General features: G+C 31.4%; 23 protein-coding genes and 2 tRNA genes. 8 read left to right on the forward strand and 17 right to left on the reverse strand.

Annotated features, from left to right (window positions below):
• Positions 1-43: 43 nt before the first annotated feature.
• The gene (trpD, locus tag METIN_RS01435) at positions 44-1,042 is read left to right on the forward strand and encodes an anthranilate phosphoribosyltransferase (protein ID WP_013099705.1); all 999 of its coding nucleotides are present in this window, start codon (positions 44-46) and stop codon (positions 1,040-1,042) included.
• On the opposite strand, the gene METIN_RS01440 is transcribed toward trpD, so the two are convergent.
• The 5 genes from METIN_RS01440 to arfB are packed head-to-tail and all read right to left on the reverse strand — an operon-like array spanning position 1,030 to position 4,690.
• Positions 1,030-1,755 (reverse strand): MJ0144 family RNA dihydrouridine synthase-like protein, encoded by a 726-nt coding sequence (locus METIN_RS01440; RefSeq protein WP_013099706.1) that lies wholly within the window; start codon positions 1,753-1,755, stop codon positions 1,030-1,032. The genes trpD and METIN_RS01440 overlap by 13 nt on opposite strands.
• A complete protein-coding gene (locus METIN_RS01445; protein WP_013099707.1) occupies positions 1,745-2,542 on the reverse strand; it encodes a GTP cyclohydrolase III in 798 nt (265 codons plus the stop codon). The genes METIN_RS01440 and METIN_RS01445 overlap by 11 nt, the downstream gene beginning before the upstream one ends.
• Complete coding sequence (gene trmY, locus METIN_RS01450; RefSeq protein WP_013099708.1) at positions 2,511-3,146, reverse strand: tRNA (pseudouridine(54)-N(1))-methyltransferase TrmY; 636 nt, start codon at positions 3,144-3,146, stop codon at positions 2,511-2,513. The genes METIN_RS01445 and trmY overlap by 32 nt, the downstream gene beginning before the upstream one ends.
• Positions 3,143-3,979, reverse strand: a complete 837-nt coding sequence (locus tag METIN_RS01455) for a PhoU domain-containing protein (RefSeq protein WP_048203293.1) — start codon at positions 3,977-3,979, stop codon at positions 3,143-3,145. Before METIN_RS01455 ends, trmY begins: the two co-directional genes overlap by 4 nt.
• A gap of 42 nt (positions 3,980-4,021) precedes the next feature.
• The gene (gene arfB / locus METIN_RS01460; protein WP_013099710.1) at positions 4,022-4,690 is read right to left on the reverse strand and encodes a 2-amino-5-formylamino-6-ribosylaminopyrimidin-4(3H)-one 5'-monophosphate deformylase; all 669 of its coding nucleotides are present in this window, start codon (positions 4,688-4,690) and stop codon (positions 4,022-4,024) included.
• 18 nt (positions 4,691-4,708) lie between these two features.
• Between arfB and METIN_RS01465 the strand changes: the two genes are divergently transcribed.
• From METIN_RS01465 to METIN_RS01475, 3 genes are read left to right on the forward strand one after another with little or no spacing between them, the layout of a single operon-like run.
• On the forward strand, positions 4,709-5,431 hold the full coding sequence (locus METIN_RS01465; RefSeq protein WP_013099711.1) for a YchF/TatD family DNA exonuclease: 723 nt from the start codon (positions 4,709-4,711) through the stop codon (positions 5,429-5,431).
• Entirely contained in the window at positions 5,431-6,849 is a 1,419-nt protein-coding gene (locus tag METIN_RS01470) for a bifunctional ADP-dependent NAD(P)H-hydrate dehydratase/NAD(P)H-hydrate epimerase (RefSeq protein ID WP_013099712.1), read from the forward strand. The genes METIN_RS01465 and METIN_RS01470 overlap by 1 nt, the downstream gene beginning before the upstream one ends.
• Positions 6,850-6,851: 2 nt before the next feature.
• Positions 6,852-7,736, forward strand: a complete 885-nt coding sequence (locus tag METIN_RS01475) for a PHP-associated domain-containing protein (RefSeq protein ID WP_013099713.1) — start codon at positions 6,852-6,854, stop codon at positions 7,734-7,736.
• Here the strand turns inward: METIN_RS01475 and METIN_RS01480 are convergent.
• Genes METIN_RS01480 through METIN_RS01495 form a run of 4 tightly spaced genes read right to left on the reverse strand, consistent with a single transcriptional unit; the run spans position 7,698 to position 10,275 of the window.
• On the reverse strand, positions 7,698-8,384 hold the full coding sequence (locus METIN_RS01480) for a stage II sporulation protein M (protein ID WP_013099714.1): 687 nt from the start codon (positions 8,382-8,384) through the stop codon (positions 7,698-7,700). The genes METIN_RS01475 and METIN_RS01480 overlap by 39 nt on opposite strands.
• Position 8,385: 1 nt before the next feature.
• A complete protein-coding gene (locus tag METIN_RS01485; protein WP_013099715.1) occupies positions 8,386-8,808 on the reverse strand; it encodes a translation initiation factor IF-2 subunit beta in 423 nt (140 codons plus the stop codon).
• A gap of 22 nt (positions 8,809-8,830) precedes the next feature.
• Entirely contained in the window at positions 8,831-9,802 is a 972-nt protein-coding gene (gene fen / locus METIN_RS01490) for a flap endonuclease-1 (protein ID WP_013099716.1), read from the reverse strand.
• A 2-nt stretch (positions 9,803-9,804) separates the two neighbouring features.
• Positions 9,805-10,275 (reverse strand): deoxyuridine 5'-triphosphate nucleotidohydrolase, encoded by a 471-nt coding sequence (locus METIN_RS01495; RefSeq protein WP_013099717.1) that lies wholly within the window; start codon positions 10,273-10,275, stop codon positions 9,805-9,807.
• Between the two features lie 42 nt (positions 10,276-10,317).
• Between METIN_RS01495 and METIN_RS01500 the strand changes: the two genes are divergently transcribed.
• The 4 genes from METIN_RS01500 (at position 10,318) to METIN_RS01515 (ending at position 13,046) form a co-directional block, all read left to right on the forward strand.
• Positions 10,318-12,111, forward strand: coding sequence for a hypothetical protein (locus METIN_RS01500; RefSeq protein ID WP_013099718.1), 1,794 nt, complete (start codon positions 10,318-10,320; stop codon positions 12,109-12,111).
• A gap of 75 nt (positions 12,112-12,186) precedes the next feature.
• Positions 12,187-12,264, forward strand: a tRNA-Arg gene (locus METIN_RS01505).
• A gap of 20 nt (positions 12,265-12,284) precedes the next feature.
• Positions 12,285-12,359: transfer RNA gene (locus METIN_RS01510), tRNA-Glu, on the forward strand.
• 54 nt (positions 12,360-12,413) lie between these two features.
• Positions 12,414-13,046 carry a protein-L-isoaspartate O-methyltransferase gene (locus tag METIN_RS01515; RefSeq protein ID WP_013099719.1) on the forward strand — a complete coding sequence of 211 codons (633 nt, stop codon included), beginning with the start codon at positions 12,414-12,416 and terminating at the stop codon, positions 13,044-13,046.
• Here METIN_RS01515 and truA read toward each other — a convergent pair.
• From truA to cbiM, 8 genes are all read right to left on the reverse strand, one after another.
• Complete coding sequence (truA, locus tag METIN_RS01520) at positions 13,039-13,815, reverse strand: tRNA pseudouridine(38-40) synthase TruA (protein ID WP_013099720.1); 777 nt, start codon at positions 13,813-13,815, stop codon at positions 13,039-13,041. The two genes, METIN_RS01515 and truA, sit on opposite strands and share 8 nt — an antisense overlap.
• Before the next feature lie 25 nt (positions 13,816-13,840).
• Positions 13,841-14,599, reverse strand: a complete 759-nt coding sequence (gene phnE / locus METIN_RS01525) for a phosphonate ABC transporter, permease protein PhnE (protein ID WP_013099721.1) — start codon at positions 14,597-14,599, stop codon at positions 13,841-13,843.
• Positions 14,600-14,616: 17 nt separating this feature from the next.
• Positions 14,617-15,390 (reverse strand): phosphonate ABC transporter ATP-binding protein, encoded by a 774-nt coding sequence (phnC, locus tag METIN_RS01530; protein WP_013099722.1) that lies wholly within the window; start codon positions 15,388-15,390, stop codon positions 14,617-14,619.
• A gap of 59 nt (positions 15,391-15,449) precedes the next feature.
• Positions 15,450-16,355, reverse strand: coding sequence for a phosphate/phosphite/phosphonate ABC transporter substrate-binding protein (locus METIN_RS01535; RefSeq protein ID WP_013099723.1), 906 nt, complete (start codon positions 16,353-16,355; stop codon positions 15,450-15,452).
• A 239-nt stretch (positions 16,356-16,594) separates the two neighbouring features.
• Positions 16,595-17,422, reverse strand: a complete 828-nt coding sequence (locus tag METIN_RS01540) for an energy-coupling factor ABC transporter ATP-binding protein (protein WP_013099724.1) — start codon at positions 17,420-17,422, stop codon at positions 16,595-16,597.
• Positions 17,406-18,221, reverse strand: a complete 816-nt coding sequence (cbiQ, locus tag METIN_RS01545) for a cobalt ECF transporter T component CbiQ (protein ID WP_013099725.1) — start codon at positions 18,219-18,221, stop codon at positions 17,406-17,408. Before cbiQ ends, METIN_RS01540 begins: the two co-directional genes overlap by 17 nt.
• 29 nt (positions 18,222-18,250) lie before the next feature.
• Positions 18,251-18,598 (reverse strand): PDGLE domain-containing protein, encoded by a 348-nt coding sequence (locus tag METIN_RS01550; protein ID WP_013099726.1) that lies wholly within the window; start codon positions 18,596-18,598, stop codon positions 18,251-18,253.
• Positions 18,599-18,620: 22 nt separating this feature from the next.
• On the reverse strand, positions 18,621-19,271 hold the full coding sequence (cbiM, locus tag METIN_RS01555) for a cobalt transporter CbiM (RefSeq protein ID WP_013099727.1): 651 nt from the start codon (positions 19,269-19,271) through the stop codon (positions 18,621-18,623).
• Positions 19,272-19,387 lie beyond the last annotated feature (116 nt).

The raw sequence follows: 19,387 nt of genomic DNA on the forward strand, positions 1-19,387 counted from the left end.
TTATTAGAAATTTTATATTAAAAGTTTTCATGGTGATTAAATAATGATGTTAAGTAAGTTGGTTGAATTTAAAGACTTAACCTATGAGGAAGCTGAGAAGTTAATGAGAGATGTGATGAGTGGGAATATAAGTGAGATAAGGTTAGCAGCTATTTTAACTGCCTTAAGGATGAAGGGAGAGAGTGTTGAGGAGATAACAGCCTTTGCCAAGGTTATGAGAGAGTATGCAACAAAGATATATCCAAATGTTGAGAAACTTTTAGATACTTGTGGAACTGGAGGAGATAAGTTAAATACTTTTAACATAAGTACAGCAACAGCCTTTGTAACCTCTGTTTATGTTCCAGTGGCTAAGCATGGGAATAGGGCAGTGAGTAGTAAAAGTGGTAGTGCTGATGTTCTTGAAGAGCTTGGAGTTAATTTAGAGGTTCCACCAGAGAGAGTTAAGGAATCAATAGAGAAGATAAATATAGGCTTTTTGTTTGCCCCTCTCTACCATAAGGCTATGAAGTATGCCATGCCTGTTAGGAGAGAGTTGGGAATAAGGACAGTATTTAATATCCTTGGCCCATTAACAAATCCAGCCAATGCTAACTATCAACTCTTAGGAGTTTTTAAGGAAGAGCTAACTGAAAAGTTGGCTAAGGTTTTAAAAAACCTTGGAGTGAGAGGAGCCTTAGTTGTCCATGGCAATGGGATGGATGAAATAACAACCATTGGGAAAACAAAAATTTCAGAGTATAAGGATGGAAGGTTTAGAACTTACTATATTGAGCCAGAGGATTATGGAATTAAGAGGGCTAATTTAGAGGATATAAGAGGAGGAGATGCTAAGGAAAATGCTAAAATTATTAGAGATATCTTAGAAGGAGAAGAGGTTGGAGCTAAGAGGGATATAGTTGTTTTAAACTCTGCTTTCTCACTGTATATAACTGAAGAGGCTAAAAATGTTGAAGAGGGGATAAAGAAAGCTAATAAAGCTATAGACTCAGGAAAAGCTTTAGAGCAGTTGGAGAAGTTGATAGAGTTTTATAGCTTATAGATCCAATCTATCTTATTTTTAAGTACAGCTCTTGCCACTGAAATTAGGTTAGAATATTTTAGCATCTCCTTAGCTCTCTCTAAGGAAGTTATTGAATTATTCCCAATAATTGTTTTATCTTCAAAACTCTCTCTTATTCTTTTTAACCCTTCTATGTCAGGATAATCCTTTCCAGGGTAGAAGCAGTCAACATGTAAGCCATCAAAATACTCTCTTACTAAGGACAAATTTTTAATTAACTCCTCTGTTTCTATGTAATTTAGCCTAATCTTTAAAAAAAGTGGCTTGTCTAAAGAATAAAGTTTCTCTAAGAAAGAGCTTAATAGCTTAACATTCCTTAAGAGTTCTTGCCCTATCCCTAACTCAGTAATTTCTCTCTGCCTGCAGTGACAATTTAATTCTATTATATCAGCATGCTCAGAAATAATCTTAAGCCTTGGAAGAGCTTCGTCTATGTTTAAAAACCTAACATTAACTGAAACTAAGCCAAAGTCTATTTTATTGATTTCATTAACTATATAGCTATCAAAATCTTTTAAAGGGATTGAGAACTCTTTTCTTCCTCTCCCCTCTATTCTCTTACTTGCTAAGTATGTAGCCTTATCTAAGTTGTAGCCTCCAATTGTATATATATAAAATAATCCTCTATACTTCTTACAAAAGTCTCCATCTGTAATGCCAGCCATTGGGGCTAAGACAACTTTACAACCCACAGGATTTCCCCTTTCTTAGCACTTCTTTAAAAAATTTGTCATTTTTCAATATACATATGTTTTTATCTACTCTCTTCCCTCTTATCTCCTCTAAACCAATATCTGCTAAGTTTGCTGCCTCTTCAGCACTCTTCCCTATTCCAACTCCTGCTTTTAGATCAAGGTTTAGCTTTTTATTTATATTATCAAATATTTTTATATAATCTTCTTCATTCATCCCATTTGATGGAGCCATGAAATTATCTCCACCAATAAAAAAGAGAAGAGCCTCATATTTTAAAAACTCTTTCATTAACAAGAGCTTAACCTCATTAACTTTAAGATAGGTGTCATAGGCTGAATAAACATCTGTAAATGTGCCAGTTACATTATTTATATCTATATGGGCTATCTGAACATAGCCATTTACTAACTCATTGGCAACATCTAACACTTCTCTCCTATTACTATCTTGGGCACTACCATACTCTTGTAACGTCTTTGTTGCAAGCTTTTGAGCTTCATAAGGAGTTTCTGCTGAAGCTATAGCCATACTTATAGTAAATGGATATCTATTTCTTACACTCTCCTGTATCTTCTTATGAACCTCTAAGCTGATCCCATTGGTTATAGCTATTAGATTGTCAAACCTTGTATAGAACACTAAGCCCCCATACATGCCAAACATTAAGTTAAGGTCTTCATAAAGCCTACTCTGTAAAGCTTGTAAGTCATTCTCTCTTCTTGGATTTGGTGTTACTGTCCAAGGCCCATAGTTATCTATCTGAATAACTGTAATTTGGATCATCTCCTATCCCTCTCTTGTCTAAGACATTATGAACTATAACAATACAGTGGTTAGCATGTAACTCCAATGGAGAGACAGAAACTTTAATAGCCTTATCTTTAAGAAAGCTTTCATCTTCCTCCAATAAACCAATATGATCCCCTAAAATAAAAACTGGCTTTTCTATACTAACCTCTTCTATTGGCTTTCCTTCTTTATGTAAGTAATATATATTTTTTCCTTCACGAATTTTTTCCATTACCAAATCTTTAAATCCTATTTTCCTCACATATATCCCAGGAGTTGACTCTATCCACTCTTCTTTATTTTTAGAGTCTAAAAATTTCTTTAGAGCTTTTTTAATAAAAATAGCAATATTCCTCTCATCAGGGGACACTTTCTTCAACTCTGAGCCAACAAATTTTATACACACTGGAGGATTTGGAGGGCCACAGAGGATGGAGTAAAAGATAGTGTCTCTTCTAATGTCATGGGATAAAAAGAGAGAGTCACTAATACATCTGCAAACCAAGTCAAGCCTTCCACAACTTCCTGGTAGATCTTTTAAATTTATCTCAGGGGAAGTTATAGTTTTATTAGCTTTAAAGATAAATTCCCTTGTCATCTCTTTAACCTCTCTGGAATTGGAGTTCTTGGAATGTTGTGATAAAGCTCTAAGGCATACTCAACAATATTAACACATCTATCCCCAAATCTTTCAACATCTTTATAGAACATTCCAAACTGTATATAAAAATTTAAATCCTCTTTTTTCTTCTCCAAAACTTTATTTAATAGTTTATTTAATACACCATGCAGCTCTTCCTCAAGTTTATAAATGTCACTTTCCTTCTTCTTCTCAACAACAACACTATAGGATTCTTCTAACATACTGTCCAAAATTTCAAAGATTTTAGTAACATCTTCTTCCATATCCTTATCTATATAAAGACCATGTAAGATTTCCTCTGAGATGTTTGCTAAATAATCTCCTAATCTTTCTAAGTTTGAGGCTATCTTAGAAAAGGTTGAGATATACTTTTCAGGCAAGTACTTGGTTGTCTGAATCTTTAATAAAAGCTCTATCTCCTCTTCTAACTTATTTAGTGAGTAGTCCTTAACAATGATATCTTCAGCTATCTTCTTATCTCCCTCTTTCAAAGCTTTATAAACCAACTTTAAGTTATTCTTAATCTCTTCCTTCATCTTTCCCAGTATAGTGTAGATCTCCTTAACTATCTGATTATCTTCAAAATCTAAGTTTAAGAGATGTAGCTTTTTCATATCTATAACATAAGGATGCTTCACAATTCCCTCATTTATTAAGGGCTTTAGAAGCTTAGCTACATATCTTCTACTGATCCCTAACTTTTCAGCTATCTCATCCTGTGTTTCTGGAGCCTCTTCAATAATTATCTTTAATATGGCTGCTAAAGTAGCATTTTTTCCTCTTAGCATAATCTCACAATTCATAATTTATGACAATTTATTCTAAAAATTTTATAAAAAGTTTGTTATCTCATTGACAACCTTGTTTATAAATTCATCCAATAACTTTTTTCCAAGCTCTTCATCTATCTTAACTCCTTCCTTCTCAACTCTCTTAGCCTCTTCATCTATCTCCTTGTTTTTTTCTCTTGCCTCTCTCAATCCAACCATCCCAATCTCAGCATAGTTCTCAGGCTTATGCTCCTTCATCTTCTCCTTGTTGGCTATTCCAATTACATAACCAATAGAAAGCTCTTCAGTGGCAGCATGGGTTAGAGGGAAGGATAAAAATTTTATTTTTATATTTATTAGGTTTTCAAGCTCTTTAATCTCTTTCTCAGCTAATATATTCCCTCCATGACAATTAACAATAATTACTTTTTTTATTCCAATCCTCTTAGCCCAGGTTAGTAAAAAGGTTAAATACTCTACAATATCTGAAACCTTATTATGTATCCCATGCTTAACATAGCTATACTCTGTTGATGGAATTACTGTTCCTAAAAATTTGGCTCCAGTTTTTATACAGGCCATCAGTGAGACATAAGAGGCTATCTTAATATCTGTATCTATTGGTAAGGCTGAACCATGGTTTTCTAAGTAAGAGCCCATAGCTATAACTCCAATCTCATGAACCTTCTCATTCAATATTTTTCCACCATTTAACCTTAATATAGTCATCACCTTTAGGTGAGCTTTATGTACTATGTAGATAGTCATTGTCATATAGAGGATAAGGCATTTAACAAAGTAAGAGATTCCCTAATCAAGGAAGATTTAAAGATTATAACCAGTGGTGTAGGCTTGGGAGGAATAAAAAGAGCTTTGGAGTGTTATGAAAAATATAATATTTATTTAACCCTTGGCTTCCATCCAGCTGATGTTAAGGCTGATGATAAAATTATAGATAGATGTTACAACATAATAAAAGAGAATAGGGATAAAATATTAGCTGTTGGAGAGATTGGGATGGATATTAAGAGAGAGAACTATGAAAGGCAGAAAGAGGTGTTTTTAAAATTTATGAACTTAGCTATAGAAATCAATAAACCTATTGTCTTACATGCCAGAGGGTTTGAGGAAGAGCTTTTTAAGCTATCTGAGACAAAGGCCATGTTTCACTGTTACAGTGGAAGTTTAGAGTTGGCTAAAGATATAGGAGAGAGTGGGAATTTAATATCTCTCTCCACCTTAGTCTGTTTCTCAAGCCATCATAAAAAGTTAGCTGAGAAATTGGATATTGACTATTTAACAACTGAAACTGACTCCCCTTACTTATCTCCAATAAAGGGAGAGAAAAATAAGCCTGAGAATGTTAAGTTAGTTGTTAGAGAGCTTGCTAAGTTAAAGGAGATGGATGAGGAAGAAGTTAAAGATATCATTTATAAGAATACTTCTAAGTTCTTTGGGAGGTGGTTATGATGGAATTATTTTTCAAATTAAAAGAGAAAATCAAGGAGAAAGAAGTCTTAGAGCCTTGGGAGATGAATATAATAGATGAGAATGCTGAATACTTAGGGGTTAAGAGGATTCAACTAATGGAAAATGCTGGAAGGGCTGTTTATGAAGAGGTTAAGGATTTTGATGGAAAAATCTTTATCTTCTGTGGAACTGGAAACAATGGAGGAGATGGCTTTGTAGTAGCCAGATTCTTAGGGAGAGGGGAAGTTATCTTACTTGGGAAAGAGAGTGAGATAAAGAGTTATGAGGCAAGAGAAAACTATAAAATTTTAAAAAATCTCTCATTGTTTGGAAGTATAAAAGTTAGAGAGATCAAGAGTGCTAAGGAAATAGAAGATGTTTTCCAAGCTCTTAGAGAGGGAAAATCTTTAGTTATAGATGCAATGCTTGGAACTGGGCAAAGAGGAGAGTTGAAAGAGCCATATAAGAGTGTTGTTGAAGAACTCAATAAAATAAAGAGAGAAAATAAAGAGCTTTATATAGTAAGTGTTGATGTCCAAACTGGAAACTTGGAGAGTGACTTAACAGTAACATTTCACAAAAGGAAGAGCATAAATAAAGGTAAAGTGATAGTTAAAGATATTGGAATTCCTAAAGAAGCTGAGTATATAGTTGGCTATGGAGATGTTAGAGCTTTAAAGTTAGTAAGGGGAGAACATAAAGGAAAGAATGGAAAAGTTTTAATTGTAGGAGGTTCAAAAGATTACTATGGAGCACCTATCTTATCTGGTTTATCAGCACTTAAGGTTTCTGATCTTGTTGGAATTTTCTCTGTTGATCATGTTATAAGAAAGGTTAACTATCCAGAGCTTATAACTTACAGTGTTGAAGGAAACTATTTATGTTTAGAGCACTTAGACTATCTATTAGAGGTTGTTAAGAAGTATGATGTTGTTGTCTTAGGTAATGGGCTTGGAGTTAATGAAGAGACTAAGGAGTTTGTTAATTCCTTACTTGAGAAGCTAAATAAAGTTGTGATAGACGCTGATGCTATAAAGTTGATTGACTATGAGAACTTCAAATTTAAGGAAGGTTATGTTTTCACTCCACACAAGAAAGAATTTGAATATATAAAATTTGAGTTAGATGAGTTGGAAAGTACTATCCTGCTAAAAGGGAAAATAGACATTATATTTAACAATGAGAGCATAAAAATAAATAAAACTGGAAATGTTTTCCTAACTAAAGGAGGAACTGGAGATATCTTAGCTGGTTTGGTTGGAGGTTTATTAACTAAAAACTCTTCATTCCTCTCAGCCTCAGCTGGAGCCTTTATAGTGGGATATGCTGGAGATCTCCTATTGAAAGAAAAGTCTATCTACACTCCAATGGAAGTTATTGAGAAGATTCCTGAAGTATTCAAAATATTTGGTGTTTAATAATGTATGGAAAAGCTGATCTTCATATTCATTCTAAATACTCTGGCATAGGGAGGTTAGGGAAGCTAAGATTCTTAGACTCTATTGAAGAGCCAAGAGATATAGTTAAGACAGCTAAAAAGAAAGGCTTAGATGTTATAGCCATCACTGACCATAATACAATAAGAGGAGGCTTAGAAGGAAAGAAGTATGAGAAAGAGTTTGATATAGAGGTTGTAGTTGGTAGTGAGATCTTAACAAAGGATGGAGAGATAATAGGGCTATTTTTGAATGAAGAAATTCCTAAGGGACTTTCAGCTGAGGAAACTATAGAGCTGATTAAAGAGCAGGGAGGTTTAGCTATAGCTCCTCATCCTTATAGCCCAATCTGTAAATCCTTAAGAGATAAGATTTTTGAGCTAAACTTGGATGGGGTTGAGGTTTTCAATGCCTACCATAGGGATGGAATCATAAATAACTTAGCCCTAAGGAAAGTTTCTGAAAATTATCATAAGAATCCTTTAGCCTTCATTGGAGGTAGTGATGCTCATATAGTTCAGATGATTGGCAATGCCTACACAATCTTTCCAGGAAGTAGTGGAGAAGAATTATACAAAGCTATAAAAAAGAAGAATACAGGTTATTGTGGAAAGAACACCCCTCTCTATCAGGCAATACTTTGGAGTTATAAAATAGTGACTCACTCTGAAAAGAAGTTAATAAAATCCCTATACAAGAAAAATGTTAATCTCTTAGATTACTGCTTAGATTCACTTAGATTCTACAAAAAGCTATTTATTATCTTAGCTGGAGCTATCTATATATTTACTCCTCTCCCTATAATCTCAGGAGTTGTTGGAAACTATTACTTAAAGTTTAAAGCCAAGAAGATAGCTAAGAACTATTGAATATCCTTCAACAACACTTAAGTTAGAGTTATATATAGCCCAATCAATTGGCTCTAAGAGAGCTGCTAAGGAGATGAAGACAAGGGAAAGAAAGAGCAATAAAATTTTAATCTTTTTTAAGCTCTTTTTGTAATAGAAAGTTTTAGCCAACTCTAAGCCAAGAACTATAGCTATAGAAAAACCAAAGAATTCAAAGAGTCCATGAGGAATTATATAAAAGATAGCTGAAAGAGGAAGCTTATAACCAACAATCCCAGTTATTGGGTTAAGGACAGAGAACAAATATAGAATTGAAAGATACTTAAAGAACTTCTCCTCATCTTCATCTCTACTGAGATATCCAAAAAGAGCAAAAACCACTACAATAATTAGGCAAGATAGAAAGTTTGAGAGTAAGTAAGAGAGAGCGTAAGATAAGTATGGGTTATTTAAAGAGGAGCTAACTGTGCTATGAACAACTGAATACTTGGCTGTCCCTATCTCAGCTACAATATTAACAGACTCTTTAACTGGAGGAAAGAGCTTTAAAGAGAGATAATATATAAATTTACCAAAAAAGAAGGAGATGAAGAAGCCAATCCAGCAGAAGATATAGGTTAAGAAAAGCTTTTTATGTAAAGGAAGGTTAAAGAATTCCTTAAATCTCATATTAGATCATCCTTATAGGCCTTATGGCTCCACAGGCTGTACATTTTAGTAAGTGTACTCTTCCCTCCTTAATGATCTTAGTATCTGGCTTACCACACTCTCTACAGATGACATACTCTCTTAAGAAGTCTTGAATTCTTGCCTTTAAAAGCTCTGGGTTAATTTTTCTTTGTAGTACTAACCTTCCACCTTCTATATTCCCAGCACTACCAGTTTCTTTTAATAAATATTTTGCAAAGAAGTTTTCATCTCTATTCATAGCCTTAGCTAATTGGCTGAAGTTTCTTATTATGGTTTTATTCCCCTCTATCAATATCTCTATCTCTGGGAGCTCAAATCTGTCCTTCTCAAACACATAGTCAGGAATCTGTTCTCTTGCTCTTTTTAATAAGGCTTTATAGTCATAGTAGTCAATCTCTTCCATTTGCTCTCACCAAATAAATTTTTTATTTAAACCAACTATCTAATGTCCTCTGCTTAGTTTTACTAACTATTAGATTATAAAGTTTATCCACATGTTTCTTAACCCTCTCATAGTTAAAGTCATGCTCTTCAACCAAAAATTTTATTAACCCTTCTTTATCTGGCAACCTTAAATTTAAGCTATAGTCATCAGTAACTCTTGGATTTTTAAAGATATTTTTTATTTCTTCATAGTTTTTAACCTCTTTCTTTAAAATGTCTTTAGCTACCCTTGCTCTAACCATCTCATAAGCTCTTTTAAATCCTATCCCTTCTATCCCCTTAGGATTATAGTCAGTTCCCATCATAATAGCTATGTCTATTAGATCATCTAAGCTTATCCTTAAATTTTCTAACACTTCATTAAGCTCAATTAACTCCAACTCATCCTTAGTTGTTGTTAAATTCCTAACAACCCTTGGAGCTCCATATAATAGAGAGTCATAATCTTGACTAACCACTGCCCAAACATCTCCTTTCTTAGCCATATAGCTGGCCTGAGCTTCCCCCTCTGAAGGAGCTTGAACATAGGGTATGCCCATTAAGCTTAGTAAGTATTTACAATTCTCAATCATATCCTTATTTACATAGCTTAACCTTTTAAAGTATCTTGCTCTTTCAATCTCATCCTGAACCTCTCTTAACTTCTCTTCAGCTTTCTTCTTCTCCTCTCTCCTCTTCTCCCTTGTCTTCTCTTTTAACTTAGGAGGCTCTCCATCAAAAACCCAAATTGGGATAATATCATTTTCCAATAACATGATGGTTTTGTAAAATATTCCATTGTATGCTGAAGTTATTCCTCCTCTCTTATTTGTTAAAGGAGAGCCATCTTTTAATCTAATTGAGGATAAGAATTGATAAATAGCATTAAATCCATCTATAGCCAACTTTTTCCCTTTAAGATCATTAAAATCTATTCTTTTCTTAGGAATGTAGTCACCTAATTGAACTCCCATGACTATCTACCTTTATATATTCCATTATATAACTTCTCTACACCCTCACATTTAACAAAGACAATTTGACAAAGTCTTGCATATCTATGTATAGTTATTGGCTTCATTACATTCAGTAAATACTCAGGCCTTCCCTCATAGCCAGGATCATGAACAGCTGAGTATATAGTGGAACCCATCCTTAATAGAGAGCTTCTTGGATAAACAAAGGCTGCCACATCTTTAGGGATCTTTATATATTCAGCAACCTTGATAATATAGATTCCTTCACTTAGCCTTATCTTCTCATTCTCTTCAGAGTCAAAAATTTTAACATAGTTAGGAATTCTCCTCTTCTCATTGCTAAAGTCTATCTCTCCCTCTCCTTCTAATTTATAAATTTCTTTAACTTTTAAATCTATACCACACTGCTGTATCTGTTCTTCCTTAACATGCTCTATAAAGCTCTTTGCCTTCCTTGGGCCTATGATCATGGTAAAAACCTTTAAATATTATTATGAAAAATAGTTAAGTTCATGGTTGATGTCATAACATTTATTATATTAATATTTTTAATGTATTTAATAAATCCCTTAAAGAATGAAGAAAAATTTATTACAACTCCATTTTTAACTGTTTTTTATATAATTTCATTATCCTACTTATTATCTACTTTAAATATAAAAATGTATAAGATGATATATATAGCAATTCTTTCTATAATAGCTTTATATTTAGCATATAAAGGAAAATTAGAACCTAAATTACATGTTCCTAATAAGTTAATGTTAATTACTATATTAACTTTAATTTTTGCATTTTTAATTTTACCTAAGTATCCTTGTGACATGTGGGATAGTCAAAATCATTTCTACAAGGCTAAAGCTATAATTTTAGATAAAACTATTTTTTATAGTTACAAAGATTTTGCAGGTTATTTAACATATCCATATTATCTACTATATCCATCAGGATTTCATGTTTTAGTATATATACTATCTAATTCTTTTTATGATATCCCTTATTCTGCTTATTTCTTAGAATTTTTTATATTGACTTTATATGTATTTTCTATATACTACATAGGAGAAAGTATAAACAAAAATTTAGGATTTTATACAGCTTTATTTGTTCCTATCTGCTTTGAATTTTATAGAGTATTTTTAAGAACATTATTCCCCAATGCTTTAGGATTTGCCATATTTTTGGTTCTTGTAGCTCTTTTATTAAGATATAGGAGTACAAAAAATACCATATACTTAAAAATTTTTAGTTTAGGAACTTTTTCTTTAATATTCACACATACTTTTCCATTTTTAATGTTGTTTTTATTTTTGTTATCTTTAACAATTCATGATCTAATTAAAGGGAGAAAAAAAGAAGTAATTAACTATATTATCTACTTCTTAATTTCTATCTTTTTAGCTTTAATGATAATTAAAATTAATGAATACAGATTTCATGATAATAAATTAACTAAAGCTATAGAATCATATTCAAAAATGAAATTTTTAAAAAATGAAGATATTATTTTAGACTGTATTACTATCCTTGGAGGCTTAGGATCTTATTATATAGTTAATACTCTTTTAATATTAATTTGTAATATTTATGTAAGCTTTGAATATTTCCTTAAATGTTTAATTTTAGCAACAATTTATTTTTTATTATTTTTATTTGGGTGCATATATTTCTATAAAAAAGAATATTCATTTTTAATTACATATTCAATACTTATGATATTGTGGATCATAAATAATCAAGTGTTTGGAATATATATCCCTTTTTATTCAGCACTTTATAATTCATCAAGATGGTTTCTCAATTTTCAAATTTTCTCTCCTGTATTTTATGGAGCTGGACTTTATTATATAAGAGAAAAAATTAGTAAAAAATTAGCAGTATTATTTTTAGTTGTTTTAATGTTGGGACATATTCATTCTAACATATTTCATCATCCATTTTATTGGAAATTTTATGTAGTCAATGATGGAGTTATTGAAGCCTTTAAATTTATAGACAAAAATCTTAAAAATGAAACTATATTAAATTTTGGTCAAGATAGTGGCCAGTTTATTCCAATATTTGCAAATAACAAATGTACATTTTCTTATGTAAATAAACACTGGAGGGGTAAACATGTATCTTATATTCAGCAACTAACGTGGGAAGGGAACTATAAAGAATTCATAAATTTCTGTAAGAGTAGTAATATTAGTTACGTATTCATATCAATAAATTCTAATGTAAACAAGACATTTTTTGAAAATAATAAATATTTTGAAATTATCTTTAGAAATAATTCAACAATGTTAGTTAATATAAAATAAACCAAAATATATAAATCCAAAAAATAGAAAAGTATATATATCACTTTTTCTATTCCTATTTTTGCTGTTTTGTGAGGACCCGTAGCCTAGCCTGGATAGGGCACCGGCCTTCTAAGCCGGGGGTCGGGGGTTCAAATCCCCCCGGGTCCGCCACTTTGTTAACCTCTTTTACTGCTCCGGTGGTGTAGTCCGGCCAATCATGCGGGCCTTTCGAGCCCGCGACCCGGGTTCAAATCCCGGCCGGAGCATTATATCTTAATTTTATTTTAATTTTTATCTAAAGATTTAAATATTGTGATATTATGGATAAATATGAGCTTATTGAGAAGCTAAAGAGAGAGGGTTATATAAGAAGTAATAGTGTAGAGGAAGCTCTTTTAAAGGTTCCAAGGGAAGAGTTTGTCCCAGAACATTTAAAAGACTATGCCTACTGTGACACCCCTTTAGAAATTGGTCATGGTCAGACAATTTCAGCCCCTCATATGGTTGCTTTAATGTCTGAGCTTTTAGAGCTTAAGCCAGGGATGAAGGTTTTAGAAATTGGCACTGGCTCAGGCTACCATGCAGCTGTCACTGCTGAGCTTGTGGGAAAAGATGGGTTAGTGGTTAGCATAGAGAGAATTCCAGAGCTTGCAGAGAGGGCTGAAAAAACCTTAAGAAAGTTAGGTTATGATAATGTAATAGTTATAGTTGGAGATGGCTCTTTAGGATACAAGCCCTTAGCTCCCTATGATAGAATTTACTGCACAGCTGCAGCTCCTTCTATCCCTAAGAGTTTAATTAGCCAACTAAAAGATGGAGGAAAAATGGTTATCCCTGTTGGGAAGTATATGCAAAAGCTAATACTATTAGAGAAGAGAGGGGATAAGATTATAACCAAAGACTATGGAGCTGTAGCCTTTGTTCCACTCATTGGAGAAGAGGGATTTAAATAAATTCATTCATAGTCTTGGCTATCCCAAATTTCATTATATATTCCTTATATCTCTCAAGCCAGAACTCTTTAAATTTTTTTATTGAGTAATTGTCATAATTATAGTTTATATCAACCTTAGCCTCAACCAAAATTAAGCCCTCTGCTGGGAAAGTTATAACCCCCTCTCTATAGTTAGGATCAAGAATCTTATCTACCCACTCTAAGCTCTTCTCTTCTCTTCCTATTAAGTGCAAAAGCCCTACAATTTTCCTAACCATCTGCCATAAAAAGCTCTCTCCAACAACATCAACCTCTAAGAAAAAGCCATAATCATTAATTTTAATGTCATATATTTTCCTTATAGGGCTTTTCTCTTTACTTCTATCTCTCTTACTTAAGTTATGAAAGCTATGCTCTCCTATAAGTTTCTCTCCTGCTTTTCTCATTAACTCAAGGTTGTAGTCAAGATTTGGCATAATATATCTATAGTGCCTATATTGGACTTTTGGGATCTCCTCTATCTCCTTATATCCTAAAATCCATATGCCAAATTTCTTTAACTCATGGTTTATATAGCTAAGAATTGGCTCTTTCTTTAACTTTAGAATAACAAAGTTTCCTAAGGCTGAAACTCCTTTATCTGTCCTTCCTCCACTGTAAATAATTTTTCTCTCCTCTAAGAAATTTAGCTTCTCTAAAGTATTTAAAAGTTTATCACAAACAGTTTCCTTATGTGGTTGCTGTTGAAAGGAATATCTTCCATCATAAGCTATCTTTAAGATGTACATAATAGAAACCTTCAATTTGTTAAACTTAATTCTCAACTAGTATTTTCTTACGGATATATGATGATATTTTTTCTACTCCTAATAATATTATAAATATAAGTAATAGTATTGCAAACACGTTATCATATTCAAATACTCTAAATTTTATAATAAACTGAAATCCTAATCCTCCAACCCCAAACATACCTAATATGATTGCAACTCTAATATTATGATCGAAAGCATACATAACATAATTTACAAACGAGGGCATAACTTGTGGAAAAACTCCATATATTAATTTTTGAAAATATGTTGCTCCACAGGTCTCTAATGCTTCTAAAGGTTTTGGATCTATTTCTTCTATAGATTCAGCAAAAAATCTACCTATCATACCGGTAGAATGTATTGCAATAGCAAATATTCCCTGAGCAGCTCCTAAACCTACAGCAGGAATTAATAAAAAAGCCCATACAATATCAGGTATAACTCTTGCTATCATTATTATTACTCTTGATATTTCATATACAATTCTATTAATAGTCATATTTCTTGAAGCTAATATTCCCAAAATTATTGAGAAAATTATACCTAATATAGTTCCAACATAGGCTATTGCGATTGTTTGTATTGTAGGCTCTATCAATTCAGATATGTATGCTATATTAGGAATTCTCATTAATGTTGTTATTTTAGAAAGTTTTAAGAAATCGTTGATAGTAATACCCAAGTAATTCATAAAAATTATAAACATTATTAAATTTGCAAAAATACTAACTAACCAAATTTTGTTAATTCTATTCATAATACCACTTTCTAATTTTATTTTTTGCTATAAATTTTTTTAATAATACCTTCATCAAGATTTTTTGGAGAGCCATAATATACTACTTTTCCGTTTGATAGACCAAGAATTTTATCGCAATATTTTTTAGCATATTCCAGTTGGTGTAAGCTGATTATAATTGATATATTATCATTTTTAGATATTAATTTAAACAATCCTAAAATCTCTTCGGAAGTTTTAGGATCTAAATTAGATACAGGCTCATCAGCCAGTAAGACAATAGGTTCCATGGCTAATGCTCTGGCTATTCCAACTCTTTGCTGTTGTCCTCCAGATAGTTTTGATACTTTACTATTTATTTTGTCGCCTAATCCTACTTTATAAATACAGTTTTTAGCTATTTCTACATCTTTTTGTGGAAAATAACCAAAATATGTCCCTATTCTATATATAATACCTCTTTCGTTTATATGGGGCAATCTACCTATTAATACATTTGTTAATACTGTTGTTCTTGGTATTAAATTAAATTGTTGAAATACCATTCCTATTTTTTTTCTAATTTGATTTTTATTATTGGATTTGTTTTTATCAAATACAATTTTTTTATTATCAATAATTATCTCCCCAGAATCCGGAGTTTCTAACCCAATTAAACATCTTAATAATGTTGTTTTACCTGCACCACTTAATCCTAAAATTCCTATTATTTCGCCATATTTAACTTTAAAACTAACATCTTTTAAAACTTCTTCATTACCAAAAGACTTTCTTAAATTATTTACTATAATTGAATAACCATTCTTCATGATATAAAACACCGTAAATTTATTTATTGAAAAATAAAAATAGTGATTAACCAGACATTTTATAACTTACCTAATGCTTTGGCAGCATCTTCAATAATTTGATAATCTTTTGGTGAAGCTTCAACATATCCAATTACCTTACCACCAGATATTTTTAAAGCTTCTTCTTTACTCATGGATAAAAAAGTATTCTTTATTTTTTCCCTAACATCTTTTGGAATTGTGTCTATCCTATATACCCAAGGATATCCTGGTATAGGATCTGATTTCCATATTATTATATTTGTTTCATTAGAGATCAATCCTTTTTCAATCATTACTGGATAAGTCCTATCATTATCAGCTCCAGCATTCACTCTACCTTCTTTAATTGCAAGTTCTACGGCATCATGTCCTCCTGCAAAAATTATCTTTTTAAAATCTTTTTCCGGATTAATCCCTGCTTTTAATAATGCATAATATGGAATTAGATAACCAGAAGTTGATTTTGGATCTACAAATGCAAAGGTAATTTCTTTAGCATGTTCTTTTAAGGTTTTTAAATCTTTAACACCCATATCATATGTCTCTTTATTGACTACAATAATACTATGATATGTTGGCTTTCCAGTTTTTGCAGAAACCTCCATAACAAATGGCACTATATTAGGGTCTCTATAATGAGCTGACACATAAGTAAAAGGTCCTAAATATGCCATATCAGCTTGTTTATTTAAGAGGGCTTCTACAGCTGCAGTGTAATCAGGAACTAAATTAACTTTAAATTTATATCCTGTAGCTTTTTCTAATTTATTGAATAAAGGTTCCATGTCTTCAAGCATTTTGGTAGGATCTTCATCAGGGATCATCACTACTCTAATAACTTTTTCTTTTTCAGTAGATGTAGTATTTCCAATACATCCAGCAAATATAGTTATAAATAATATTCCAATTAATATAGATATATTCAAAACTTTTTTATTCAATTTATCACCTATTAATTTTTTTAATATCGGTTATAGGATTAAAAATAGAGCAAAGTAATACATATAAATTTCTATTTAGACTTTCTAATAGCTAAAAAATTAGCAAATATTCTAAATTAAATGTAATTCAACGTTTTACAAAAATAGGTTTAAAATTTTCATATGTTTTTTAAAATACTACCGCAAAATATAACTTTATATAAGCCTTTACTTAAACATTTTAATAGAAATAGAAGCCTTCAATTTATTAATTCCTTTAATATTTTCAGCCCTTCATCAACAGTTAAAGGTACTTTATCTATTTTAAATCCTTCCTTCTTTAGAGTCAAAAATAGCTTTTGCAAATCTCCAATATCTAAATTTAGGCCCTCCAAATCTAAAGAAAATATTCCATCAACATCTCCATCATATACCAATTCTTTGTTTATTATACAACATCTATCAGCTAAATGTAATAAACTTAAATCATGTGTCACTATAACTAAAGTTTTACCATCATTCTTAAGATTTCTAATAATGTTAACTAATTCTCTTCTACTTTTAGGATCTAAAAAAGATGTTGGCTCATCCATTAATATAACTTCAGGATTTAATGCCAACACACAGGCAAGGGAAACTTTCTTTTTCTCTCCACCACTTATATTATAAGGATGCTTATCTTTTAGATGATATATATTTAACTTTTTTAAAGTTTCTTCAGCTATCTTTATAGCCTCTTCTTTATCATAAATTTGAAGAAGGGAATATAAAACCTCATCAAAAATTGTAGGGTTAAAAAGCATAATATCAGGATTTTGAAAAACAAAACCTACTGATTTTCTAAATTCCTTATTAAAGTTTGGATCATAGATTTTTCTCTCATCTATTTTCATGTTTTTAAAATAAACTTCTCCCTTAGTTGGTAAAATAAGAGCATCAATAATTTTTAAGAGAGTAGTTTTCCCAGCACCATTGGGGCCTAAGATTATTAAAACTTCATTTTTATAGATCTTAAGGTTTATATCTCTTAAAACTTCATGCTCTCCATAGCTATAATATACATTTTTTAATTCAAATAATGTTTTCATGTCCCCACCATAAAATAATTATAATTAATATAATTAGTAAGAAAAACAATATATCTATAAACTTAATTTTATAGTTGTATCTTGTGTAGATGGAAAATAAAGAACCTCTTGACTGTATTGAATAGTAAAGTTCTTCTCCCATAAAATTAACTTTAATAAATGTAAAGCTGATTATCTTAGCTGCCTCTTTCCAACTTTCAAGTATTCCTAACTTTTTTATAGTTCTTGATTTTCTTGAGTGTAATATTTCTAAGGTTTGATTTAACAATAAAAATATGTATCTATATGTTAAATTAAATAAGGTAATAATCTCATCTGGAATTTTAAACATCTTTAGGGAAGAGAGGACTATATTCCATGGTGTTGTTAAAGGGATAAGAATAGAGTAGGAGATACAGGTAGCTACTCTTAAAACAAAGGTTATAAAATACAAAAGTCCTTTATCAGTTATTGTCAAAAATAAGATTTTAATTATTGGTTCCCCAGGAATGAAAAATATGGTTGGTAAGGCTATAAGAGCTGCAAATATAGGAATAAAAATATAAATTCTAAATAAATAGTCTTTGATTGGAATTTTGGACACATATGCTAAGAGAATTGCAAAAAAATTTAATATTATTAATATTTTTAAATCTTTAATTGTTAGGGTAAAAAATACTAACAGAAGTAGAGAGATAATCTTAATTCTTGGCTCTATACTTTGTAATAAGCCATTAGCTTTAGAATACTTTTCATAAAAAATAGCTTCATTGATATAGCTTATAATATGCTCAATGGTCTTCTCAAAAAATTTATTCATAATCCTCACCAAAAAATAAAAAATAGAGTTTAACTACTGGAGGATTTTGGGTTTACAATTTTAACTAATAGATAGTAAGCTCCTAAACATAAGGCTACTCCAACAATTGCAGATATAATATAACCAATTGAAGCATGTAATGGGTCATCCCATCCAGGAATATCATAGTCTGGAAGAGGGGCATATTGCCAAATATCTGCTAAGTGTAACATTCCAGCAACTTTATTAGCTCCTACTTTTTCAGCTAACTCATGAGGATCCCACTCTCCCCAAGCATCTCCATAATTCCAAACCAATAAGATACCAAGAGGACATAAAATAATCATAGCCACAATAATATAAACAAATTTTTTAACTATTGGATCATTCCAGTTCATTATTCCACCTCATAAAAATAATTTAGTTGGTGGAGCTTGTTGCATATAAATGAGAATAGCTTTTCTTAACATACCAAACCACTAACCCTGTAACAATTGCTGCCACTGGACCAGCCACTAAAATATGGGCTAAAGCCATAGCAGGAACTGAAACAGTAAATGGATATGGGCAGTATCCTGGCTCTATAAATGGTTGTAGTCCAAACTCAAATCCTGCTACAATAGCAGCTGCTACTAAGCCAATATAAGCACCAATTCCAGCAGCTACTGGCTCACCAATCTTATCTTTTAAAGCTTTATAAACATAGTAACCAACAAAAGGTAGGACAACACCCATATTAAAACAATTAGCTCCAATACAAGTTATTCCCCCATCTCCAAAGAATATAGCTTGAATAACTAACACTATAGATATTGCTATTGTAGCAATCCATGGATTGTCCATTAGTACAGCTATTAATGTACCTCCAACCATGTGACAAGTTGTACCATCTGGAACTGGAAGGTTGAACATCATAACTAAAAATGAAAAAGCTGTTAACACTCCCAATAATGGAAGTTTTCTTGGATCTAACTTCTTTAACTCCTTTATCCCCTTATACCAAAAAGGAATCATAATTAAATAAAAGAAAGCACAAGTTATTGGTCCTAAGTATCCATCAGGTATATGCATACTACCACCTTAATAGTTTCTGACTATTTCATAATAATGTAGGGAATGGTAATATTATCATATAAACTAAAAACGGTATATATATTTTTTGATAAAACTATCTTTATTTTTATTAA

Origin of the sequence: Methanocaldococcus infernus ME, assembly GCF_000092305.1 — an archaeon.
In the GTDB taxonomy this organism is placed as follows: Archaea; AGJL01; Methanococci; order Methanococcales; family Methanocaldococcaceae; genus Methanocaldococcus; species Methanocaldococcus infernus.

Excerpts from the sequence above, each read along its gene's own strand:
- trpD (WP_013099705.1), top strand. The coding sequence starts at position 44 with ATGATGTTAAGTAAGTTGGTTGAATTTAAAGACTTAACCTATGAGGAA.
- METIN_RS01550 (WP_013099726.1), bottom strand. The coding sequence starts at position 18,598 with ATGAACTGGAATGATCCAATAGTTAAAAAATTTGTTTATATTATTGTG.
- cbiQ (WP_013099725.1), bottom strand. The coding sequence starts at position 18,221 with ATGAATAAATTTTTTGAGAAGACCATTGAGCATATTATAAGCTATATC.
- fen (WP_013099716.1), bottom strand. The coding sequence starts at position 9,802 with ATGGGAGTTCAATTAGGTGACTACATTCCTAAGAAAAGAATAGATTTT.
- arfB (WP_013099710.1), bottom strand. The coding sequence starts at position 4,690 with ATGACTATATTAAGGTTAAATGGTGGAAAAATATTGAATGAGAAGGTT.
- METIN_RS01465 (WP_013099711.1), top strand. The coding sequence starts at position 4,709 with ATGTACTATGTAGATAGTCATTGTCATATAGAGGATAAGGCATTTAAC.
- trmY (WP_013099708.1), bottom strand. The coding sequence starts at position 3,146 with ATGACAAGGGAATTTATCTTTAAAGCTAATAAAACTATAACTTCCCCT.
- METIN_RS01455 (WP_048203293.1), bottom strand. The coding sequence starts at position 3,979 with ATGCTAAGAGGAAAAAATGCTACTTTAGCAGCCATATTAAAGATAATT.
- METIN_RS01445 (WP_013099707.1), bottom strand. The coding sequence starts at position 2,542 with ATGATCCAAATTACAGTTATTCAGATAGATAACTATGGGCCTTGGACA.
- METIN_RS01500 (WP_013099718.1), top strand. The coding sequence starts at position 10,318 with ATGGTTGATGTCATAACATTTATTATATTAATATTTTTAATGTATTTA.
- METIN_RS01475 (WP_013099713.1), top strand. The coding sequence starts at position 6,852 with ATGTATGGAAAAGCTGATCTTCATATTCATTCTAAATACTCTGGCATA.
- METIN_RS01485 (WP_013099715.1), bottom strand. The coding sequence starts at position 8,808 with ATGGAAGAGATTGACTACTATGACTATAAAGCCTTATTAAAAAGAGCA.
- METIN_RS01480 (WP_013099714.1), bottom strand. The coding sequence starts at position 8,384 with ATGAGATTTAAGGAATTCTTTAACCTTCCTTTACATAAAAAGCTTTTC.
- METIN_RS01495 (WP_013099717.1), bottom strand. The coding sequence starts at position 10,275 with ATGATCATAGGCCCAAGGAAGGCAAAGAGCTTTATAGAGCATGTTAAG.
- METIN_RS01470 (WP_013099712.1), top strand. The coding sequence starts at position 5,431 with ATGGAATTATTTTTCAAATTAAAAGAGAAAATCAAGGAGAAAGAAGTC.
- METIN_RS01515 (WP_013099719.1), top strand. The coding sequence starts at position 12,414 with ATGGATAAATATGAGCTTATTGAGAAGCTAAAGAGAGAGGGTTATATA.
- METIN_RS01540 (WP_013099724.1), bottom strand. The coding sequence starts at position 17,422 with ATGAAAACATTATTTGAATTAAAAAATGTATATTATAGCTATGGAGAG.
- phnE (WP_013099721.1), bottom strand. The coding sequence starts at position 14,599 with ATGAATAGAATTAACAAAATTTGGTTAGTTAGTATTTTTGCAAATTTA.
- phnC (WP_013099722.1), bottom strand. The coding sequence starts at position 15,390 with ATGAAGAATGGTTATTCAATTATAGTAAATAATTTAAGAAAGTCTTTT.
- truA (WP_013099720.1), bottom strand. The coding sequence starts at position 13,815 with ATGTACATCTTAAAGATAGCTTATGATGGAAGATATTCCTTTCAACAG.
- cbiM (WP_013099727.1), bottom strand. The coding sequence starts at position 19,271 with ATGCATATACCTGATGGATACTTAGGACCAATAACTTGTGCTTTCTTT.